At 62.7% G+C, this 15,488-nt stretch carries 15 protein-coding genes; 5 read left to right on the top strand and 10 right to left on the bottom strand.

The window, feature by feature from the left end; translation table 11 throughout:
* Window positions 1–14 precede the first annotated feature (14 nt).
* Window positions 15–1,034, bottom strand: a complete 1,020-nt coding sequence (locus AA098_RS04825; protein ID WP_003251677.1) for a Glu/Leu/Phe/Val dehydrogenase dimerization domain-containing protein — start codon at window positions 1,032–1,034, stop codon at window positions 15–17.
* Between the two features lie 124 nt (window positions 1,035–1,158).
* On the opposite strand from AA098_RS04825, the gene AA098_RS04820 reads away from it, so the two are divergent.
* On the top strand, window positions 1,159–1,965 hold the full coding sequence (locus AA098_RS04820; protein ID WP_064613903.1) for a SirB1 family protein: 807 nt from the start codon (window positions 1,159–1,161) through the stop codon (window positions 1,963–1,965).
* On the opposite strand, the gene maiA is transcribed toward AA098_RS04820, so the two are convergent.
* Genes maiA through hmgA form a run of 3 tightly spaced genes read right to left on the bottom strand, consistent with a single transcriptional unit; the run spans window position 1,959 to window position 5,201 of the window.
* Window positions 1,959–2,591 carry a maleylacetoacetate isomerase gene (gene maiA / locus AA098_RS04815; protein WP_003251674.1) on the bottom strand — a complete coding sequence of 211 codons (633 nt, stop codon included), beginning with the start codon at window positions 2,589–2,591 and terminating at the stop codon, window positions 1,959–1,961. The genes AA098_RS04820 and maiA overlap by 7 nt on opposite strands.
* Before the next feature lie 12 nt (window positions 2,592–2,603).
* Window positions 2,604–3,896 (bottom strand): fumarylacetoacetase, encoded by a 1,293-nt coding sequence (gene fahA / locus AA098_RS04810; RefSeq protein WP_003251672.1) that lies wholly within the window; start codon window positions 3,894–3,896, stop codon window positions 2,604–2,606.
* Window positions 3,897–3,899: 3 nt separating this feature from the next.
* A complete protein-coding gene (gene hmgA, locus AA098_RS04805; protein ID WP_003251670.1) occupies window positions 3,900–5,201 on the bottom strand; it encodes a homogentisate 1,2-dioxygenase in 1,302 nt (433 codons plus the stop codon).
* A 112-nt stretch (window positions 5,202–5,313) separates the two neighbouring features.
* Here hmgA and AA098_RS04800 point away from each other — a divergent pair, with 112 nt between their 5' ends.
* Window positions 5,314–6,147 (top strand): IclR family transcriptional regulator, encoded by an 834-nt coding sequence (locus tag AA098_RS04800; protein ID WP_003251668.1) that lies wholly within the window; start codon window positions 5,314–5,316, stop codon window positions 6,145–6,147.
* On the opposite strand, the gene AA098_RS04795 is transcribed toward AA098_RS04800, so the two are convergent.
* From AA098_RS04795 to AA098_RS04780, 4 genes are all read right to left on the bottom strand, one after another.
* Complete coding sequence (locus AA098_RS04795; RefSeq protein ID WP_064613902.1) at window positions 6,078–9,302, bottom strand: DUF6543 domain-containing protein; 3,225 nt, start codon at window positions 9,300–9,302, stop codon at window positions 6,078–6,080. The genes AA098_RS04800 and AA098_RS04795 overlap by 70 nt on opposite strands.
* A gap of 392 nt (window positions 9,303–9,694) precedes the next feature.
* The gene (locus AA098_RS04790; RefSeq protein ID WP_003251664.1) at window positions 9,695–10,600 is read right to left on the bottom strand and encodes an alpha/beta fold hydrolase; all 906 of its coding nucleotides are present in this window, start codon (window positions 10,598–10,600) and stop codon (window positions 9,695–9,697) included.
* Window positions 10,601–10,776: 176 nt separating this feature from the next.
* Window positions 10,777–11,463 (bottom strand): LrgB family protein, encoded by a 687-nt coding sequence (locus AA098_RS04785; RefSeq protein WP_003251661.1) that lies wholly within the window; start codon window positions 11,461–11,463, stop codon window positions 10,777–10,779.
* Window positions 11,453–11,839: a CidA/LrgA family protein gene (locus tag AA098_RS04780; protein WP_064613901.1), complete on the bottom strand. Its 387-nt coding sequence runs from the start codon at window positions 11,837–11,839 to the stop codon at window positions 11,453–11,455. Before AA098_RS04780 ends, AA098_RS04785 begins: the two co-directional genes overlap by 11 nt.
* A 97-nt stretch (window positions 11,840–11,936) precedes the next feature.
* On the opposite strand from AA098_RS04780, the gene AA098_RS04775 reads away from it, so the two are divergent.
* Window positions 11,937–12,818, top strand: coding sequence for a LysR family transcriptional regulator (locus AA098_RS04775; RefSeq protein WP_003251658.1), 882 nt, complete (start codon window positions 11,937–11,939; stop codon window positions 12,816–12,818).
* A 21-nt stretch (window positions 12,819–12,839) separates the two neighbouring features.
* Here the strand turns inward: AA098_RS04775 and AA098_RS04770 are convergent, their stop codons facing one another.
* Complete coding sequence (locus AA098_RS04770) at window positions 12,840–13,295, bottom strand: flavodoxin (protein ID WP_003251656.1); 456 nt, start codon at window positions 13,293–13,295, stop codon at window positions 12,840–12,842.
* A 115-nt stretch (window positions 13,296–13,410) separates the two neighbouring features.
* On the opposite strand from AA098_RS04770, the gene AA098_RS04765 reads away from it, so the two are divergent.
* Together AA098_RS04765 and AA098_RS04760 are read left to right on the top strand one after the other, a co-directional pair.
* A complete protein-coding gene (locus tag AA098_RS04765; RefSeq protein WP_003251655.1) occupies window positions 13,411–13,839 on the top strand; it encodes a PAS sensor domain-containing protein in 429 nt (142 codons plus the stop codon).
* 59 nt (window positions 13,840–13,898) lie between these two features.
* Entirely contained in the window at window positions 13,899–14,516 is a 618-nt protein-coding gene (locus AA098_RS04760) for a hypothetical protein (protein WP_019752533.1), read from the top strand.
* On the opposite strand, the gene AA098_RS04755 is transcribed toward AA098_RS04760, so the two are convergent.
* A complete protein-coding gene (locus tag AA098_RS04755) occupies window positions 14,501–15,436 on the bottom strand; it encodes a MerR family transcriptional regulator (RefSeq protein ID WP_003251652.1) in 936 nt (311 codons plus the stop codon). The two genes, AA098_RS04760 and AA098_RS04755, sit on opposite strands and share 16 nt — an antisense overlap.
* Between the last annotated feature and the right edge of the window lie 52 nt (window positions 15,437–15,488).

Here is a 15,488-nt window from a genome sequence, read left to right as displayed (position 1 = left end):
GCCATCAGCAACCTTCAGCCATACAACAACCGCTCCGCCAACATCTGCGCCACCCTTGCCGGCGAACGCTTCTCCGCCTGCGCATGGCCAAACACTTCGGTCAGCCGTGAAGGAATCCGCGCCAGGTGCGCAGTAATGGTGCCTTGGTCTTCGCCACGGTGGGTGAGTGCCACATAGATCAGCCCACCGGCATTGATCACGTAGTCAGGTGCATACAATATGCCGCGCGACTCCAGCTGGTCTGCCACCTGCAAGGTCGTCAGCTGGTTGTTGGCCGCCCCCGCCACTGCCGCACAACGCAGTTGCATCACGCTCTGCCCGTTCAGTACCGGGCCCACGCCGCAGGGTGCAAAGATATCGCAAGGGGTACTGATCAACGCATCGTTGGTCACCGGTTTGGCATCGAACTGCTCCATCGCCAGCCGCACCCGCCCCGGGTCCAGGTCGCTGACCAGCAGCTCCGCGCCCACCGCATGCAATTGCTCCGCCAGTGCATAACCGACATTGCCCAACCCCTGCACCGCTACCCGCAAGCCTCTCAGGTCATCGCTGCCCAGCCGGAACGAGGTTGTGGCACGTATGCCCGCGAACACCCCCATCGCCGCATGTGGCGATGGGTCGCCCGATGCAGTGGTGCTGGTCACGTAGGGCGTGCTGTGGGCAATGCAGTCCATGTCCAAGGTCGAGGTGCCACTGTCCACGGCGATGATGAAGCGCCCATGCAAGGTATCGATGAAGCGGCCAAAGGCCTCGAACAGCGCGGCGCGGTTTTCCACATGCGGGTTGCGCATGATCACCGCTTTGCCACCCCCCATCGGTAAGCCGGCCAGTGCTGCCTTGTAGCTCATGCCCTGGGCCAGGCGAATCGCGTCGGTCATGGCGCTTTCGTCATCGGCGTAAGGCAGGTAGCGGCACCCCCCCATGGCCGGGCCCAAATGCTCACTGTGGATTGCCACAACGGCTTTCAGGCCCGTAGGCGGGTCATTGAACAGGTGCAGTGACTGGGTACGGGTGCTTTGCATCAGCGCGAACATCGACTGGCTCCCCTACGAGGTGCTCCTTCCAGTATAGGCACGGCCTCAGCCTTGACGCCGCCGCCGGACCACTGGACGAAACCACGCGCCACGGCTAATACTCAAACGTGTGTGGAGATGCCCCATGAAGCCACGTCAAGCCTGCCTGGCCTGCCTGGAACGCGAGCCTGTCGACCTGCTGGAAGCCGCATTGTGGATTGCTGCCGAGCACGACCCGGGTGTCGAGCCCGCGGCCAGCCTTGCTGCGCTGCACGACCTGCAGCGCGAGATAAGCGCCAACCTGCCGATGCTTCCACTATGCGAACTGGCCCAGCCACTGCTGCGCCAGCTCAATGCGCTGGGCTTTCAGCAGGATGAATATTACCCCTTGCGCCCCCATGCGGCGATGATGGACAAGGTACTGCAGCGCCGCCGCGGCCAACCACTGACCCTGGCCATCCTCGCGTTGGAACTGGCCAGGCGCCTGTCCATACCGCTGGAGGGTGTGGGCTTCCCTGGCCATTTCCTGCTGCGCGTGCCGGGTGCCGACCACCTGCTCGATCCCTGCGGCGGCCGGCGCCTGTACCCCAGCGACTGCCGCGAATTGCTGGCGCGCCAGTTCGGCCCGCACCTGGCGCTGACCGCCGAGCACCTGCGCAGCGCCAGCCCGCTGCAGATGCTGCAACGCCTGTCACGCAATCTGCGCCAACTGCACATCAGTAACGACAACCACCTGGCGGCGTTGATCGACGCAGAGCGCATCATGCAGTTGGGCCCGGTGCAGGTGAGCGACTACATGACCCGCGCCTCGCTCTACCATCATCTGGATTGCCCACAGGCCGAGCGCTTCGACCTGGAGCATGCGTTACTGCTGACGGAAGACCCGGTCCAGCGCCTGAAGCTGTCCGAGCGAATCGGCAAGCTTCCGGCGACGAACCGTTCACTTCACTGAGCCGGGCTGTCCGGCTGCTGGGCGGGGTGGGCCTTGGCGAACGCCGGGTGCGCGGCCGCCAGTGCGGCAACCCGCAGGATGCGCGGGAAGCTGTCGAGGTCGATGTTGAAGCGTTCGGCCGCGTACAACTGCGGGATCAGGTACACATCCGCCAGCCCTGGCGTGTCGCCAAAGCAGAAACCGTGATCGCCAATGAGTTGCTCCACTGCCGCGAGCCCTTGGCTGATCCAGTGGCCGATCCACTGGTTGACCTGCCCCTCATCCTGACCGGCCTGGCGCAGCCGGTTGAGCACACTGACGTTGTGCAGCGGATGAATGTCGCAACCAATGATGGCCGCCACCCCACGTACCTTGGCCCGTGCCTCGGCGGTGGCCGGCAGCAACGCAGGCTGTGGATAAACCTCTTCCAGGTACTCGATGATCGCCGGCGACTGCACCAGCACCTCACCACCGTCGGTGCGCAAGGCCGGTACGCGGCCCTGCGGGTTGACGGCTACATAGCCCTCGCCGCGCTGCTCACCCTGCAGCAGGTTGACCGGCAGGGACTGGTAAGCCAGCCCCTTCAGTGCCAGGGCAATGCGCACCCGGTAGGACGAGGTGGAACGGTAATAGGTGTACAGCTCCATACCCCTGCCTCCTCAGTTGGCTGCGATGACCGTGCCGCGGCATTCACCGAAACCGATGCTGGCTACGCCGTCACGTGTGCAGCGGGCACGCAGGATGATTTCGTCGCCGTCTTCGAGGAATTTGCGCACCTCGCCGCTGGCCAGCTCGACCGGCAGTTTGCCGCCTTCGGTGATCTCCAGCAGGCTACCGAACGATCCCGGCGTGGCGCCCGACAGCGTGCCCGAACCGAACAGGTCACCCGGCTGCAGCTGGCAGCCGTTGACGCTGTGATGCGCCACCAGCTGCGCCACGGTCCAGTACATGCTGCGGGTGTTGCTCAGGGTCAGGCGGTGCGGGGCAATGCCCTGCTCACGCATGCGCTCGGTCAGCAGCAGCACTTCGAGTTCGATATCAAATGCACCACTGGCCTGGTCGCGCTTGTCCAGCAGGTACGACAGCGGCTGCGGGTCACCTTCGGGGCGTGCCGGCTGAGCACAGCGGAACGGCTCCAACGCTTCGGCGGTGACCACCCAAGGCGAAATGGTGGTGATGAAGCTCTTGGACAGGAACGGCCCCAGTGGCTGGTATTCCCAAGCCTGGATATCGCGCGCCGACCAATCGTTGAGCAGGCACAGGCCGGCTACGTGCTCGGCGGCATCGCCTACTGGAATTGCCTGGCCCATGTCATTGCCCTGGCCAATCCAGATACCCAGTTCCAGTTCGTAGTCCAGACGAGCGCAAGGGCCGAAGCTCGGCTCGGTATGCCCGGCCGGCAGGGTTTGGCCCTTGGGCCGGCGCACGTCGGTGCCGGACGGCCGGATGGTGGAGGCGCGGCCGTGATAACCGATCGGCACGTACTTGTAGTTGGGCAGCAGTGGGTTGTCGGGGCGGAACAGTTTGCCCACATTCTTCGCATGCTCGATGCCTACGTAGAAATCGGTGTAGTCACCGATCTGCGCCGGCACGTGCAGCTGGCAGTCACTGGCCGGGAACAACGCCGGCTTCAAGGCCGCCTGGTGTTCGCTGTGCTCATCGAGCAGCACCTGCAAACGCTCGCGCAGGGCTACGCGGGCATTGCGGCCCAAAGCGAAGAAGGCGTTCAAAGCCCCGCCGCGGGTGGCTTCAACGGCGGCCTTGGCCGCCCCGTCGAACAGGCCGGCGGCCAGCACCGCCTCCAGGTCGAGGATCGCGTCGCCGATCGCCACGCCACAGCGCCTGGCTTCACCCGGCCGGCTGAAGATGCCCAAGGGCAGGTTCTGCAGCGGGAAGTCGCTGTGCCCGTTGGCGTGCTCGACCCAACTACGGGCATTGGCAGTGTGGTTCATGGGTTATCTCCGGTTCGGGTTGAAGGTGCTCGGCAAGGTCGCCCAGCAACTATCGTAGTCGGCCTGCAATTGCGGGCATTCAAGGGCTTGCAGGCTCGGGCGCAACACCTGGCTGGTCTCGAACATGAAGGCCATGGTGTTGTCGATCTTGTGCGGTGCGAGGTCAGCGGCAATGGCCTTTTCACAGGTTTCAGCGTCGGGGCCATGGGCACTCATCACCCCGTGCAACGAGGCCCCCCCCGGCAGGAAGCCCTCGGCCTTGGCGTCGTAGGCGCCATTGATCAGGCCCATGAACTCGTTCATCAGGTTGCGGTGGAACCATGGCGGACGGAAGGTGTTCTCGGCCACCATCCAGCGTGGCGGGAAAATCACGAAGTCCATGTTGGCCATGCCATGCACGCTGGTTGGCGAGGTGAGCACGGTGAAAATCGAGGGGTCCGGGTGGTCGAAGCTGACCGTGCCGATGGTGTTGAAGCGGCGCAGGTCATACTTGTACGGCACGTTGCTGCCATGCCAGGCCACAACGTCCAATGGTGAGTGCTGCAGCTCGCAGGCCCAGTGTTCACCCAGGAACTTCTGTACCAGTTGCACCGGGCCTTCGGCTTCTTCGTAGTGGGCCACGGGCGTGAGGAAGTCACGGGGGTTGGCCAGGCCGTTGCTGCCGATCGGGCCCAGGTCCGGCAGGCGCAGCGGCGCACCGTGGTTTTCCGCGATATAGCCACGGGCCTGGCCGTCGAGCAGTTCGACGCGGAACTTCATGCCACGTGGGATCACCGCAATTTCCAGCGGTTCGACCTCCATCACGCCCAGTTCGGTGGCGATGCGCAGGCGGCCCTGTTCCGGCACCAGCAGTAGCTCACCGTCCGCGTTGAAGAACACCCGTTCCATGGAACGGTTGGCGCAGTAGATGTAGATGCTCACGCCAGCCGGTTTTTCCGCTGCGGCGTTGGCAGCCATGGGCAGCCAACCTTCGATGAAATCGGTCGGTTCAGCAGGAATCGGCTGCGGGCTCCAGCGCAGGCGGTTGGGGTTGATGCCACCCAGTGGCCCGCCGAGCGGCTGGCGCGCCAGGCGCTCGAAGCGTGGGTGCAAGGCAGAGGGACGAATGCGGTACAGCCAGGTACGGCGCAACTCGCTACGGGCCATGGTGAACGCCGTGCCCGACAGCAGCTCGGCATACAGGCCATACGGGGCCTTCTGCGGGGAGTTCTGCCCGACAGGCAGCGCCCCGGGCAATGCTTCGCTGGCGAATTCGTTGCCGAAGCCGCTCAGGTAGTGAAGGTCGGGCGACGTGTCGCGGTTCATCGATGCCTCCGGATTTTGTTTTTATCGTAATCAGATTACGAATAACGTAATTTGCTCCGCTCAAGGCGTCAAGCTATAAAGGCGACACGATAAACCCGGAACCTCCCCTCCCATGGCCAAAGCCAGCTCCCCCACCGACACCGGCAAGCAGAAGGTCCGCTCGGCGGAAGTCGGCACCGACATCCTCAAGGCCCTCGCCGAACTCTCACCCTCGACTTCACTATCACGCCTGGCCGAGCACGTGCAGATGCCTGCAAGCAAAGTGCATCGCTACCTGCAGGCACTGATTGCGAGTGGTTTTGCCGAACAGGATGCGGCCACCAACCATTACGGGCTGGGGCGCGAGGCATTGCGGGTGGGGCTGGCGGCGCTGGGCAGCATCGATGTGCTGAAGGTGGCGGCAATGCCGTTGTCGCAGTTGCGAGATGAGCTCAACGAAAGCTGCTTCATCGCTGTGTGGGGCAACCAGGGGGCCACGGTGGTAAGCATCGAACCTGCCGTGCGCGCAGTCACCGTGGTGACCCAGATCGGTTCGGTGCTGCCGTTGCTCAGCTCGTCCACCGGGCTGGTATTCGCCGCCTACCTGCCCGAGCGAGAAACCCAGGAGCTGCGCGACAGGGAACTGGCCGCTTTGCAACAAACCGCCAGTGACTACGACACACTGCTGGCCGGCATCCGCGAACAGGGCCTGCACCATGTGCATGGCCTGCTGATGCCGGGGGTGGATGCGCTGTCGGCGCCAGTATTCAACGCCCTGGGGCAGATTGCGGCGGTGATGACTGTGGTCGGGCCGACGTCGATCTTCCATGCCGATGAACATGGGCCGGCGGCGCAGCGCCTGCTCACGGCCGCACGAACCGTGAGCTGGCGCATGGGTTACGCGGGCAACCCACACTGCGCTTCGACGTCTTGTGTTTCCTCCTCGACGAGCCAGAGCAGTTCCTGAGAGAAGCCGTCATAAAGGGCGGGTGCCACCTCGCTCACCAAATCGCCGTAGTCATCGCATAGCCGCCCGATCACACGCGAGAAGGCCGTGGGCTGCGACACCTCTGCACGAGAAAGTACGGTGATGTATTTCTGCGCGGCACCGAACAGCCGCGCCAAAACCCCCGTGGAGGCCACCGTTCCTGCAACCCCCGCCGCGAACGACAGCAAGGCGGCGGAACGGTCGCCATCGCTCCACGCGATGGCCCCGGTGACAAAGGACCTGGCCGCACAGAACAGCCCGACGGCCATAGCCGCCGGCGGAAACGGCACGGTGAGGATGCCGGCCAGTACGATCCCCCACTCCACCACCACGGCCGAAATACGCTCGGCAGCGTCGGCGCTGTCTTCAGCGGCTTCGTTGATCATCCGCCTGATACGTTTCTCCAGGTCCTGGACAGGATCCCCGATACGCCCGGTCTCCCCTATCGGCGGCCGCACGCCCCTGCCTCGGGCAACGGCGTCCAGCACCAGCTCAATGCCATCCCCGGCGCGCAGTTGCTCTTCGATCCATGCGTTCAAGCGCGACTGGTTCGATAACGGCACGCGGTCTTGGCAATAACCTGCCAAGTCGTGCTCACGCCAAGTCCTTGCCAGCTCGCTGAGGGTCCGCAGCGTGGGGCCTTGCTCGATTTCTGGCAGATAGACCAAGGGCTCAAGCTCGCGGTCACGAGCATGCTTCAGCAGGTAGGCACCTTGAACAGGGCAATCGTCCATCCACAACGGATAAAGGTTGCACGTCGCGTCGATCGAGGTCCCCGAAAAAGTGTCGATCACCGATTCCAGCCACTGCGCATGGCGGCCCGACAAGCTTCCCTGAAGTTTCTCGCTGAGCACGGCACGCCTGATCTTCAAAGCAAAGAGCGTGCGATAACACTGCCTGAGCCTTTCATATTCCGGCCTGGAGCGGTCGAGTAACTGCGCTTTCACTTCTTCGATGTACTTGGTGCCCAGGTCGGCAGCACGAATGTAGCTCCCCAGCAGCGCCGGGCTCAGGTGCGAGATATCCTGACCGGTAGCCGAGGTGATGCGGGCAAAGTCGGAGAAATTGTAATACGTGGGATAACCTTTGATGACAGTCTGTGTCAGTGTGCGAATGGCATCCTCTTCCAGCGTTATCAATACCTGATCCGGGTTGATTGGGCCGCCGCGATTGCCCGGGTATGAGTTGATCTTTTCCGTCACCTGTCGATGGGCGAAGGTGCGAAAGCTCGGCATCTTCATCAGCGACTGATACCTGGCCTGCGCCAGCTTGAGCAGTTGATCGATATCAACCAGTGCCTGCTGCTCGGCACGACTGGCGTTGATGAACCAGCTTGGCGTGGTGGCCTGTTGATCCTCGATCAGGGCAATGATCTTGCGCCTGGCCAGAGCTTTGAGCACAGCCGGCCACTGCTGCGACTTGATCGGCGCGAGCGTCACGCTGTGCATGGTCCAGTCGGTGGGTAGCATCTCGACCTTGCGCAAATGGCGCTTGAGCGAATCATGCTGGGCCCGCGAGCATTGCCCCAGCAGGTACTCACTGCCTACCGGCCACAAGGTCCAGCTACCGATTTCGAGCGCCATTTCCTGGAGTGAATCGAAAAGATGAAAATCGCCTCCGGGTGCTCCAGGGGCGTAGAGCAAGTACTGATCGCCCTGCACCAGACACAGCAGATCCTTCAAGGGCGTTTGCGCACCATTGAGGCAAACCAGGCCGGCGCTGATGGCATTGGCCTGCATGTTCCCCTGGCGTGCGTGGTGCAGCAGATCGAACCCAGCCGGGTGAAACCCTTGATGACGAGCGGCCTGATTGGCCAGCGCCAGCCGCGCATCAAGCACCTCGCACAGTGCGGCCATGGTCAAAGCGTCGTCATAGAGCGTACGGATCTGTTTGACGTAGTTCACGCGCAAATCCAGTTTTTCGATCACGCTCTGGATAGAGGTACTCCCCAACAATGAACGGTGCCGCTCCCCCAGGACTTCGACCTTGAGCTGGCCCCCGCTGTAGCCACCACTCAACGCCCAATCGAGCAGGGTGTGTTTCATCACCTGCTCAGGGTCATCGACGTGACTGACACACACGCGTACCTGCTCGGGGTCGATATCCAGGCCAAGGGCTTGCTTGACCTGTTTCTTGGCGAAGCTGCGCAGGTCGCGCCATTGCGCCAGACGCTCGGTGCAACGCTGCTCCTTCACCTGCAGGTCATCTTCCAGTTGTCGATAGGCTTGCAGTTCCTCGCCCTGCATGAATCGCCGCCATTCGGGCAGCAGGCTGGTGCGGTACGCTCGCACATGCCGCGTCGCACGTTTCTGCAGCGCAGCCACCAGAGGCTCAAGCCGAGCCGCACTGTCGAGCTGGGCCAGACGCCGCGCGTCATCGACCTTGATCCGCAGGCTGCGCTGGGTGGCCTTAAGCTGGATAGCCCGCAGATCACGGATGAAATACCTGTGAAGTGGTACTTGCAGCGGCACGAAATCGAGTGTCAAACCCTCTGTAGACAACGCCGCCCGCTCTTGCGAAGACAACAGCCAACGCAACGGGCTGCCTTCAGCAAAGGCTGGGGCGAGTGCGCTGGCTGCGCGCGCGCGTTCAGTGTCGAACCAGCAACCGCTGGCCAAGCTGTAAATCAGAAAATCCGCAGGTGCGTCCGGGTTCTGTTCGAGGTCATGACGGCTGGCGACGACGCCCGGCAAACGAAAACGCAAATCTCCGGCAACCAGGTACACCTCATGCTTGTTTACGTCCCCGTCCTGCTCAAGGGCCTCGATACCGGCTTCCCAGGCCTTGAACCTAAGGGCCTTGAGACGCGTTTCAGCAAACATCAGCTGGATCAAATGGGACGCCAGGGTAAGTGGTTTCAAACTTAATATGGACTGTTGCTCCCACCACTGGTCAAGAACCGCCTGCCTTTGCGGCACAAGCGACTCGACAACCGCCAACGGCAAACGCTTCTGCTCGGTGAACTGTTGTCGATGCGCCTCCGGTATCAGGCTGCCCAATTGCGCAACCGCAGCCATCAGCTGTTGCAGCTCCTGGGCGTGGGCCATCATGGCCTTCACCTGTTCTTTCACAGAGCGTGCACCTGGGCACCCTTCACCGAAATCGGGGCTGCCGAGATTGAAATCGAAAGACATGAACTGCGCTCCAAAATACAAGGAGGCAGCAGAGTGAACGGATGATAAAGGCAGTAGCGCAGGGAAGCTTACCCCGCACTTGGCACTGTTGCCTGAAACGTAAAGGTGAATGTCGACAGACGCTATTTTTCCTAACGGATCAAGCGCTTATTCTTGACTCACTGGCCGGCTTGAAGGGCTCTCCCCCCCGCCTTTCAAGCCTGCGAGGTTCACCGACGTAGATTTTGAAGCTCCTTGATCTGACGTCTCGATTGGCCGCTGCGGCTTGCAGCGGCCTTTTTTTTGAAATCTGAAAATGCATCCTGGCGGTCAGGTGACCGTCAAGACTTTCAGCGCCGTTGAGATCGGGCGCCGCCCGGATGGCGCCCGACCTCATCGGCGCTGAAACCTCGTCATGACCACGCCACTTTCGGCGGGTAGAAGCTCAGCGGCTGCTCACGAAAGGCCAGGTAGTGGCGCAGCACCTGCACTGGCGCTTCGGTATGCGGGTAATGGCCAATGCCCAGTAACTGCACAGTGTCCGGCTCCGGCACCAGTTGCCGGTAGCGCTCAAGCATGTGCGCGCCGGAAAGCGGGTCGACCACGCCATTGATCAAGCGCAGCGGCACGCCTTTACGTTGCATCGCCCCGACCCAGCGTTCGCGGTGCAACCTGCGCTCCGGCATGTAGCCCACCAGCTTGTGCAGGATGCGCGTGCCCCGGTTGGCAGCGATCAGGCTCCAGAAATCATCCAGCGCGCTTTCACTGGGATGGGTGCAGGGGCCGTAGACCTGAATCACGTTACGCACCAGGTCGTCACGCCCGAACGAGCGCCCGACCAGCCAGCCAAACCGGCTGAGCAGCAGCTTCTGGATCAGTAGCATGCGGCAGCTTTCGGGGAACAGCCCGCTGTTGAGGAACACGCAACTGGCAATGTCGGCACGCTGCTCATGGTGTCGCGCCAGCAGTTCCTGAGCCACGCTGCCGCCGTAGTCGTGGGCCAACAGGTGCACGGGCTGCGCGACCTGCAGATGGGCAAGCAATGCCTGCTGCAGGTCTGCTTGCTCCATCAGGCTGTAAGTGTGATCGACGGGCTTGTCCGAATCACCAAAGCCAAGCATGTCGCAAGCGATCACCCGGAAACGTTGGCTCAGAGGGCCCCACAGGTAGTGCCAGTCCCAACTGGCGGTGGGGAAACCGTGTAACAGAAGCAGAGGCTCTCCTTGCCCTGCGGTCCAGTAGCGGATGCTCTGGCCCCGGAACATGAAACGCTGTGACCGGGTACGCCAGACGCACAATGGAATCTCGGCCATAGGCATCAGATGGGTCCCGGTGTAGTGGTGTTGGCGGAATAGGGCAAGGCTGCGTTCATTGCATGTCACCTCGGCACTTACATGTGCTCTCTATGTCGAGGCAAAGTCTAGCCAGCAGCCCATTGGCTGGAACTTGCGTTGCCAGCCAGCTTGATGACTGAGCGAGTCAGTGGCACGAACGGTCAGAGCAGCAAGGCCAACAACGGCGCCGCGAACAGGTTGAGCAGCCCGGTCAGGACCATCACCAGGCCGGCCACCGAGCCTTCCTCACGGCCCACTTCCTGCGCCCGGCTGACCCCGGCACCATGCGCGCCAACACCGAACAGGGCCCCCCGTGCCAACGGCGTGCGCAGCGGCAACCAACGCAACAGCACACCGCCGAACATGGCACCGAGCACGCCGGTGAACATCACGAACACCGCTGTCAGTTCTGGCACCCCACCCAAGTCATGGGCCAGCGGCATGGCAAAGGGCGTGGTGATCGAGCGCGGCACCAGCGACAGGCTGGTTGCGCTGTCCAGCGCCAACAGGTGCGCCAGCCCCCAGGAGCTGGCGATCGAGGCACTGCTGCCGGCTACCATGCCCACCATCAGGGCCGGCCAATGGCGCGCCAGCATGGCCCGCTGCTGCCAGATCGGCACTGCGAAGGCTACGGTCACCGGGCCGAGCACGCCCATCAACCAGTGGGTGTTGCGCGCATACTCGGCATAGGCCGTATGCAGCGGCACGGCCACAGCCAGCAGCAACACCGGTACCAGGATCAACGGCGACAGCAGGTAGCGCTTGCTACGCCGGTACAACCAACGGCTACCCAGGTAAGCCAGCAAGGTCAAGGCCAACCAGAACAGCGGCATGGGTTCAAGGCTCACGGCGCAGCCTCCAGCGGCACACCAGCTCCACGGTCATGGCGGTCACTACCATCACCATCAGCGTGCTCACGGCAATCACCAGCAAGATGCGCCAGCCCTCTTCACGGATCAATGCGCCATAGTCGAGCAGGCTCATCAGCGCCGGGATGAAGAACAACAGCATCTCAGCCATCAGCCAGCCGGCCCCCAATTGCAGCGTGGCCGGTTTGAGCACACTCGAAGCGAACAGTATCAACAGCAGTGCCAGGCCCATCACACCGCCGGGGATCGGCCAGCCCAGCCAACTGGCAATCTGGCCACCGAGCAGGAACAGGGTACAGAGAACCGCCAGCTCGACGAGCAGGCGCAGGGCTTTTTTCAATGATGCAGGTTTCATGGCGGGGTTCCTCGACAGGCCCTCATTTTAAGATTTGGCTGCCTAGGCCAGAAGCGAATTGTTAGACTGCCTGCCATTCCAGAATGGAATCGAAGCAATGGAATTCAAACAACTGCGCAGCTTTATCGAAGTGGTCCACCGCGGCGGTTTTACCCAGGCGGCACAGACCCTGCACATCAGCCAGTCGGCCGTGAGCAAGCAGGTGGCCCAGCTTGAGCAAGATGTGGGCCAGCCGCTGCTGGAGCGCCAGGCGTCGCACCTGCACCTGACCGCTGCCGGGCGCATCGTGCTGGAGCGTGGCGAAGCCCTGCTGCGCCAGCGCCAGGCGCTGCTCAACGAGCTGGACGATCTCAGCCAGATGGAGCGTGGCGAACTACGCCTGGGCTTGCCGATGCTTGGCAGCGACACGTTGTTCGCCGGCTTGTTCGCCGAGTACCGGCGGCGCCATCCGAACATCGCCATCCAGCTGCTTGAAGGCGGCAGCCGCAACGTCGAACAGGCCGTCAGAAGTGGCGAACTGGAATTGGGCGGCTGCTTGACGCCCACCGACGAGGCATTCGACTACCAGCCCTTCTGCAACGAACCGCTGGATGCCTTGCTGCCGGCGGGCCATGCCCTGGCGGGCCTGGACGCCGTGGGCCTGAGGCAACTGGCCGATACACCGTTCCTGCTCTACCAGCGCAGTTTCGTGCTCAACGACCGGCTGCTGAAGGCGTGCCAGCAGCAGGGCTTCACCCCCAAGGAAGGCGGGCGCAGCGGCCAAGCGGATTTTTTGGCGGCGCTGGTGGCAGCGGGCCAGGGCGTGGTGATGCTGCCCCGGGTGGTGGCAAAAGCGCTGGAGCGCCCCGGGGTGGTGCGTGTGCCGTTGAATGCGCAGGAGGATTTGCGTTGGGATATCGCGTTTATCTGGCGACGCGGCGCCTACCTGTCACGGGCGGCGCAGGCGTGGTTGGCCTTGTTGCGCGAGCCCCATGGCTAACACGCCTGCGCAGATGCCGGGTCAGGCGTTCAGTGCGCTCGCCAACTCAGCCAGCCAAGGCTCGGCATCCGCCTCCGGGGTCACGGTCTCGCTCGCATCCAGGCGCAGCATTGGCTGCACCTCGCGCACGCCCAGCTCGGCGAACAGCTCACGCATCTGCTCGCCACCCCCGCAATAGGTATCGCCATAACTGGAGTCGCCCAGCGCGATCACCGCACCAGGCAGACCGCGCCAGGCCGCGGGCAGTGTGTCACGAAGTGTGCTGTACAGCGGCATGAGGTTGTCCGGCAACTCACCCATACCGGTGGTCGAGGTCACGGCCAACAAGGCGTCGGGGGCAAAACCCTGAAGATCCTGAAGGGTGGCACGCGCAGCATGCCAGGCCTCGAAACCCGCCGCCTTGAGTAGCGATTCAGCGTGACGGGCGACTTCTTCGGCGGTGCCATAGACCGAGCCGGAAATAATGGCGACTTTCATCGGGTAGAGGATTCCGAAACTGAGTGAAAACGTAGGATACTAGCATTCAACGCTGGCAAAAGGCCGCCGTTACCAAAGTCGCCATCTTCCGTTTTCCTTCACCTATGGCCCGGACATGATCAACGCGCAATTGCTGCAATCGATGGTCGATGCGTCCAATGACGGCATCGTGGTTGCCGAAAAGGAAGGCGACGACACTATCCTGATCTACGTGAACGCCGCTTTCGAATGCCTCACTGGCTACAGCCGTGACGAGATTCTCTATCAGGATTGCCGGTTCCTGCAGGCTGACGACCGTGACCAGCTCGGCCGCGCACGCATCCGCAAGGCCATGGCCGAAGGCCGCCCCTGCCGCGAAGTGCTGCGCAACTATCGCAAGGATGGCAGCGCCTTCTGGAACGAGCTGTCGATCACGCCGGTGAAGAGCGACTTCGACCAGCGCACCTACTTCATCGGCATCCAGAAGGACGTCAGCCGCCAGGTCGAACTGGAACGGGAGCTGGCGGAACTGCGCGCTCGTCCGAAACCCGACGAACGCGCCTGAACCAAGTCCGCCACGCACGGTCAATTCCGTTGAAGAAATCGCCACCACCGAGTTCGATCATGCAAGCAGACGCGCTCCTGACCCAGGACGAGCTGGATTTCATACAGAACATGCAGCATTCGCCACAACTGAACCTGGCTGACACCATGTCGAGCCTGCTGGTCAATGGCGACCGCCGCATTCAAAGCTTGCTTACGCGGTTGGTGGCTAACGAGCAGGTGACCTTGCAGGCCCAGTTCAACAACCAGCAGATCAGTTTCCCGCTGCAGCTGGTAGAAGACGAGTTCCACGCCCTGCACCTGCAGCTGGGTTCACCGGAAATCTACGAAGACGGCCCCATGCTGCGCCCATGGCGCTTGTCGCTGGACCAGCCGAGCGTTCTGCTCGACGCCCATGACAAGGCAAGCGGCCTGTGGGTACGCGAGATTTCCTTCAAAGGCGTGCTGCTGGAAGTCCGTGATTTGCCAACAGCACCCGCCCGCTTCGAGCTGCGCTTCGCCCCGGGCGGCATCACCCCGATCGAACTGCATGGTGTGTTGGGCCGGCGCATCGGCACGGACCTGGCTGCCTACGACCTCGGCCAAAGCCCAGCCGAAGAAATCGAACGCCTGCGCGACTACATCCTCCAGGCCCACCGCCACGCCCACCCCGAGCTGCACACTCAAGTATCGAGCTGACGGGCCAGAAACTGCCGCAAGCGCTGGCGCATCACACTGCCCTGCGCGCCCAGGCAGGCTACAGGGCTGCCAGCCAGGCTGTCCTGTACCGCTTCCGCCGCCTCACCGGCCAGTAACAACGGGCATTCCAGCATCGACGCCAGGCGCTTGAGGTGCCGGGTGAGTTCTACTGTGGGCGACGGATGGGAAAACAGCACCAAGGCGTCCGGCTTCAGCCGTTCGCAGACCAGCGCAAGCTCTTGCAGCGGCTGCCCGTTCGCCAGCGGGATCACGCGTATTTCATCGCTACCCAGGATCAGACTGGTTACCAGTAACTCAAGCTCATGGCACTGCCCCGGCAATGGCGCCACCAGCACGGTGCGGCTACTCGGCACACGGGCCAGCTGCAAGCGGGCGAAAACCCGACCGCGCAGGAACTGATCATAGAACAGCCATTCGCTGGCCTGCCCATAACCGCCTTGCCGGACTACCATGTCATGCCACACCGGCATGAACACATTGGCGAAAACCTGGTCCAGGGTGCTGGCCGCGAACACCTCGTCATAAAGGCGATCCAGGCCCGCCACGTCGAAGTGCTGTACCGCCAGGCGAATCTGGTTTTGCCAGCGCAAGCAGGGGTCCACCGCGCCGCCAGCCTGCCCGGAGAGGGCATGGCCGCGAGCGAGAATGCTGCCCACCTTGCTGACCGCCACGCCACGCTCCAGCCACCCGAGGATACGGCGGATTTCATCGATATCAGCCTGGGAATACAGGCGGTGACCACTGTCGGTACGGATGGGCTGGATCAGCCCATAACGGCGTTCCCAGGCACGAAGGGTCACGGCGTTGACACCGGTCAAGCGTGACACTTCACGAATCGGAAACAGCTCCTGCTGCTCGAAACTCGCATCGATCACCGGTTTACGTCCCTGTTCGTTCATGTGCACGAAGTACCCTGAGTGCGAAGAAACTGAGCACATAGCTTACTACGAC

Origin of the sequence: Pseudomonas sp. JY-Q, assembly GCF_001655295.1 — a bacterium.
GTDB classification, from domain to species: Bacteria; Pseudomonadota; Gammaproteobacteria; order Pseudomonadales; family Pseudomonadaceae; genus Aquipseudomonas; species Aquipseudomonas alloputida.
This window is presented reverse-complemented; position numbering and strand designations above follow the sequence as displayed.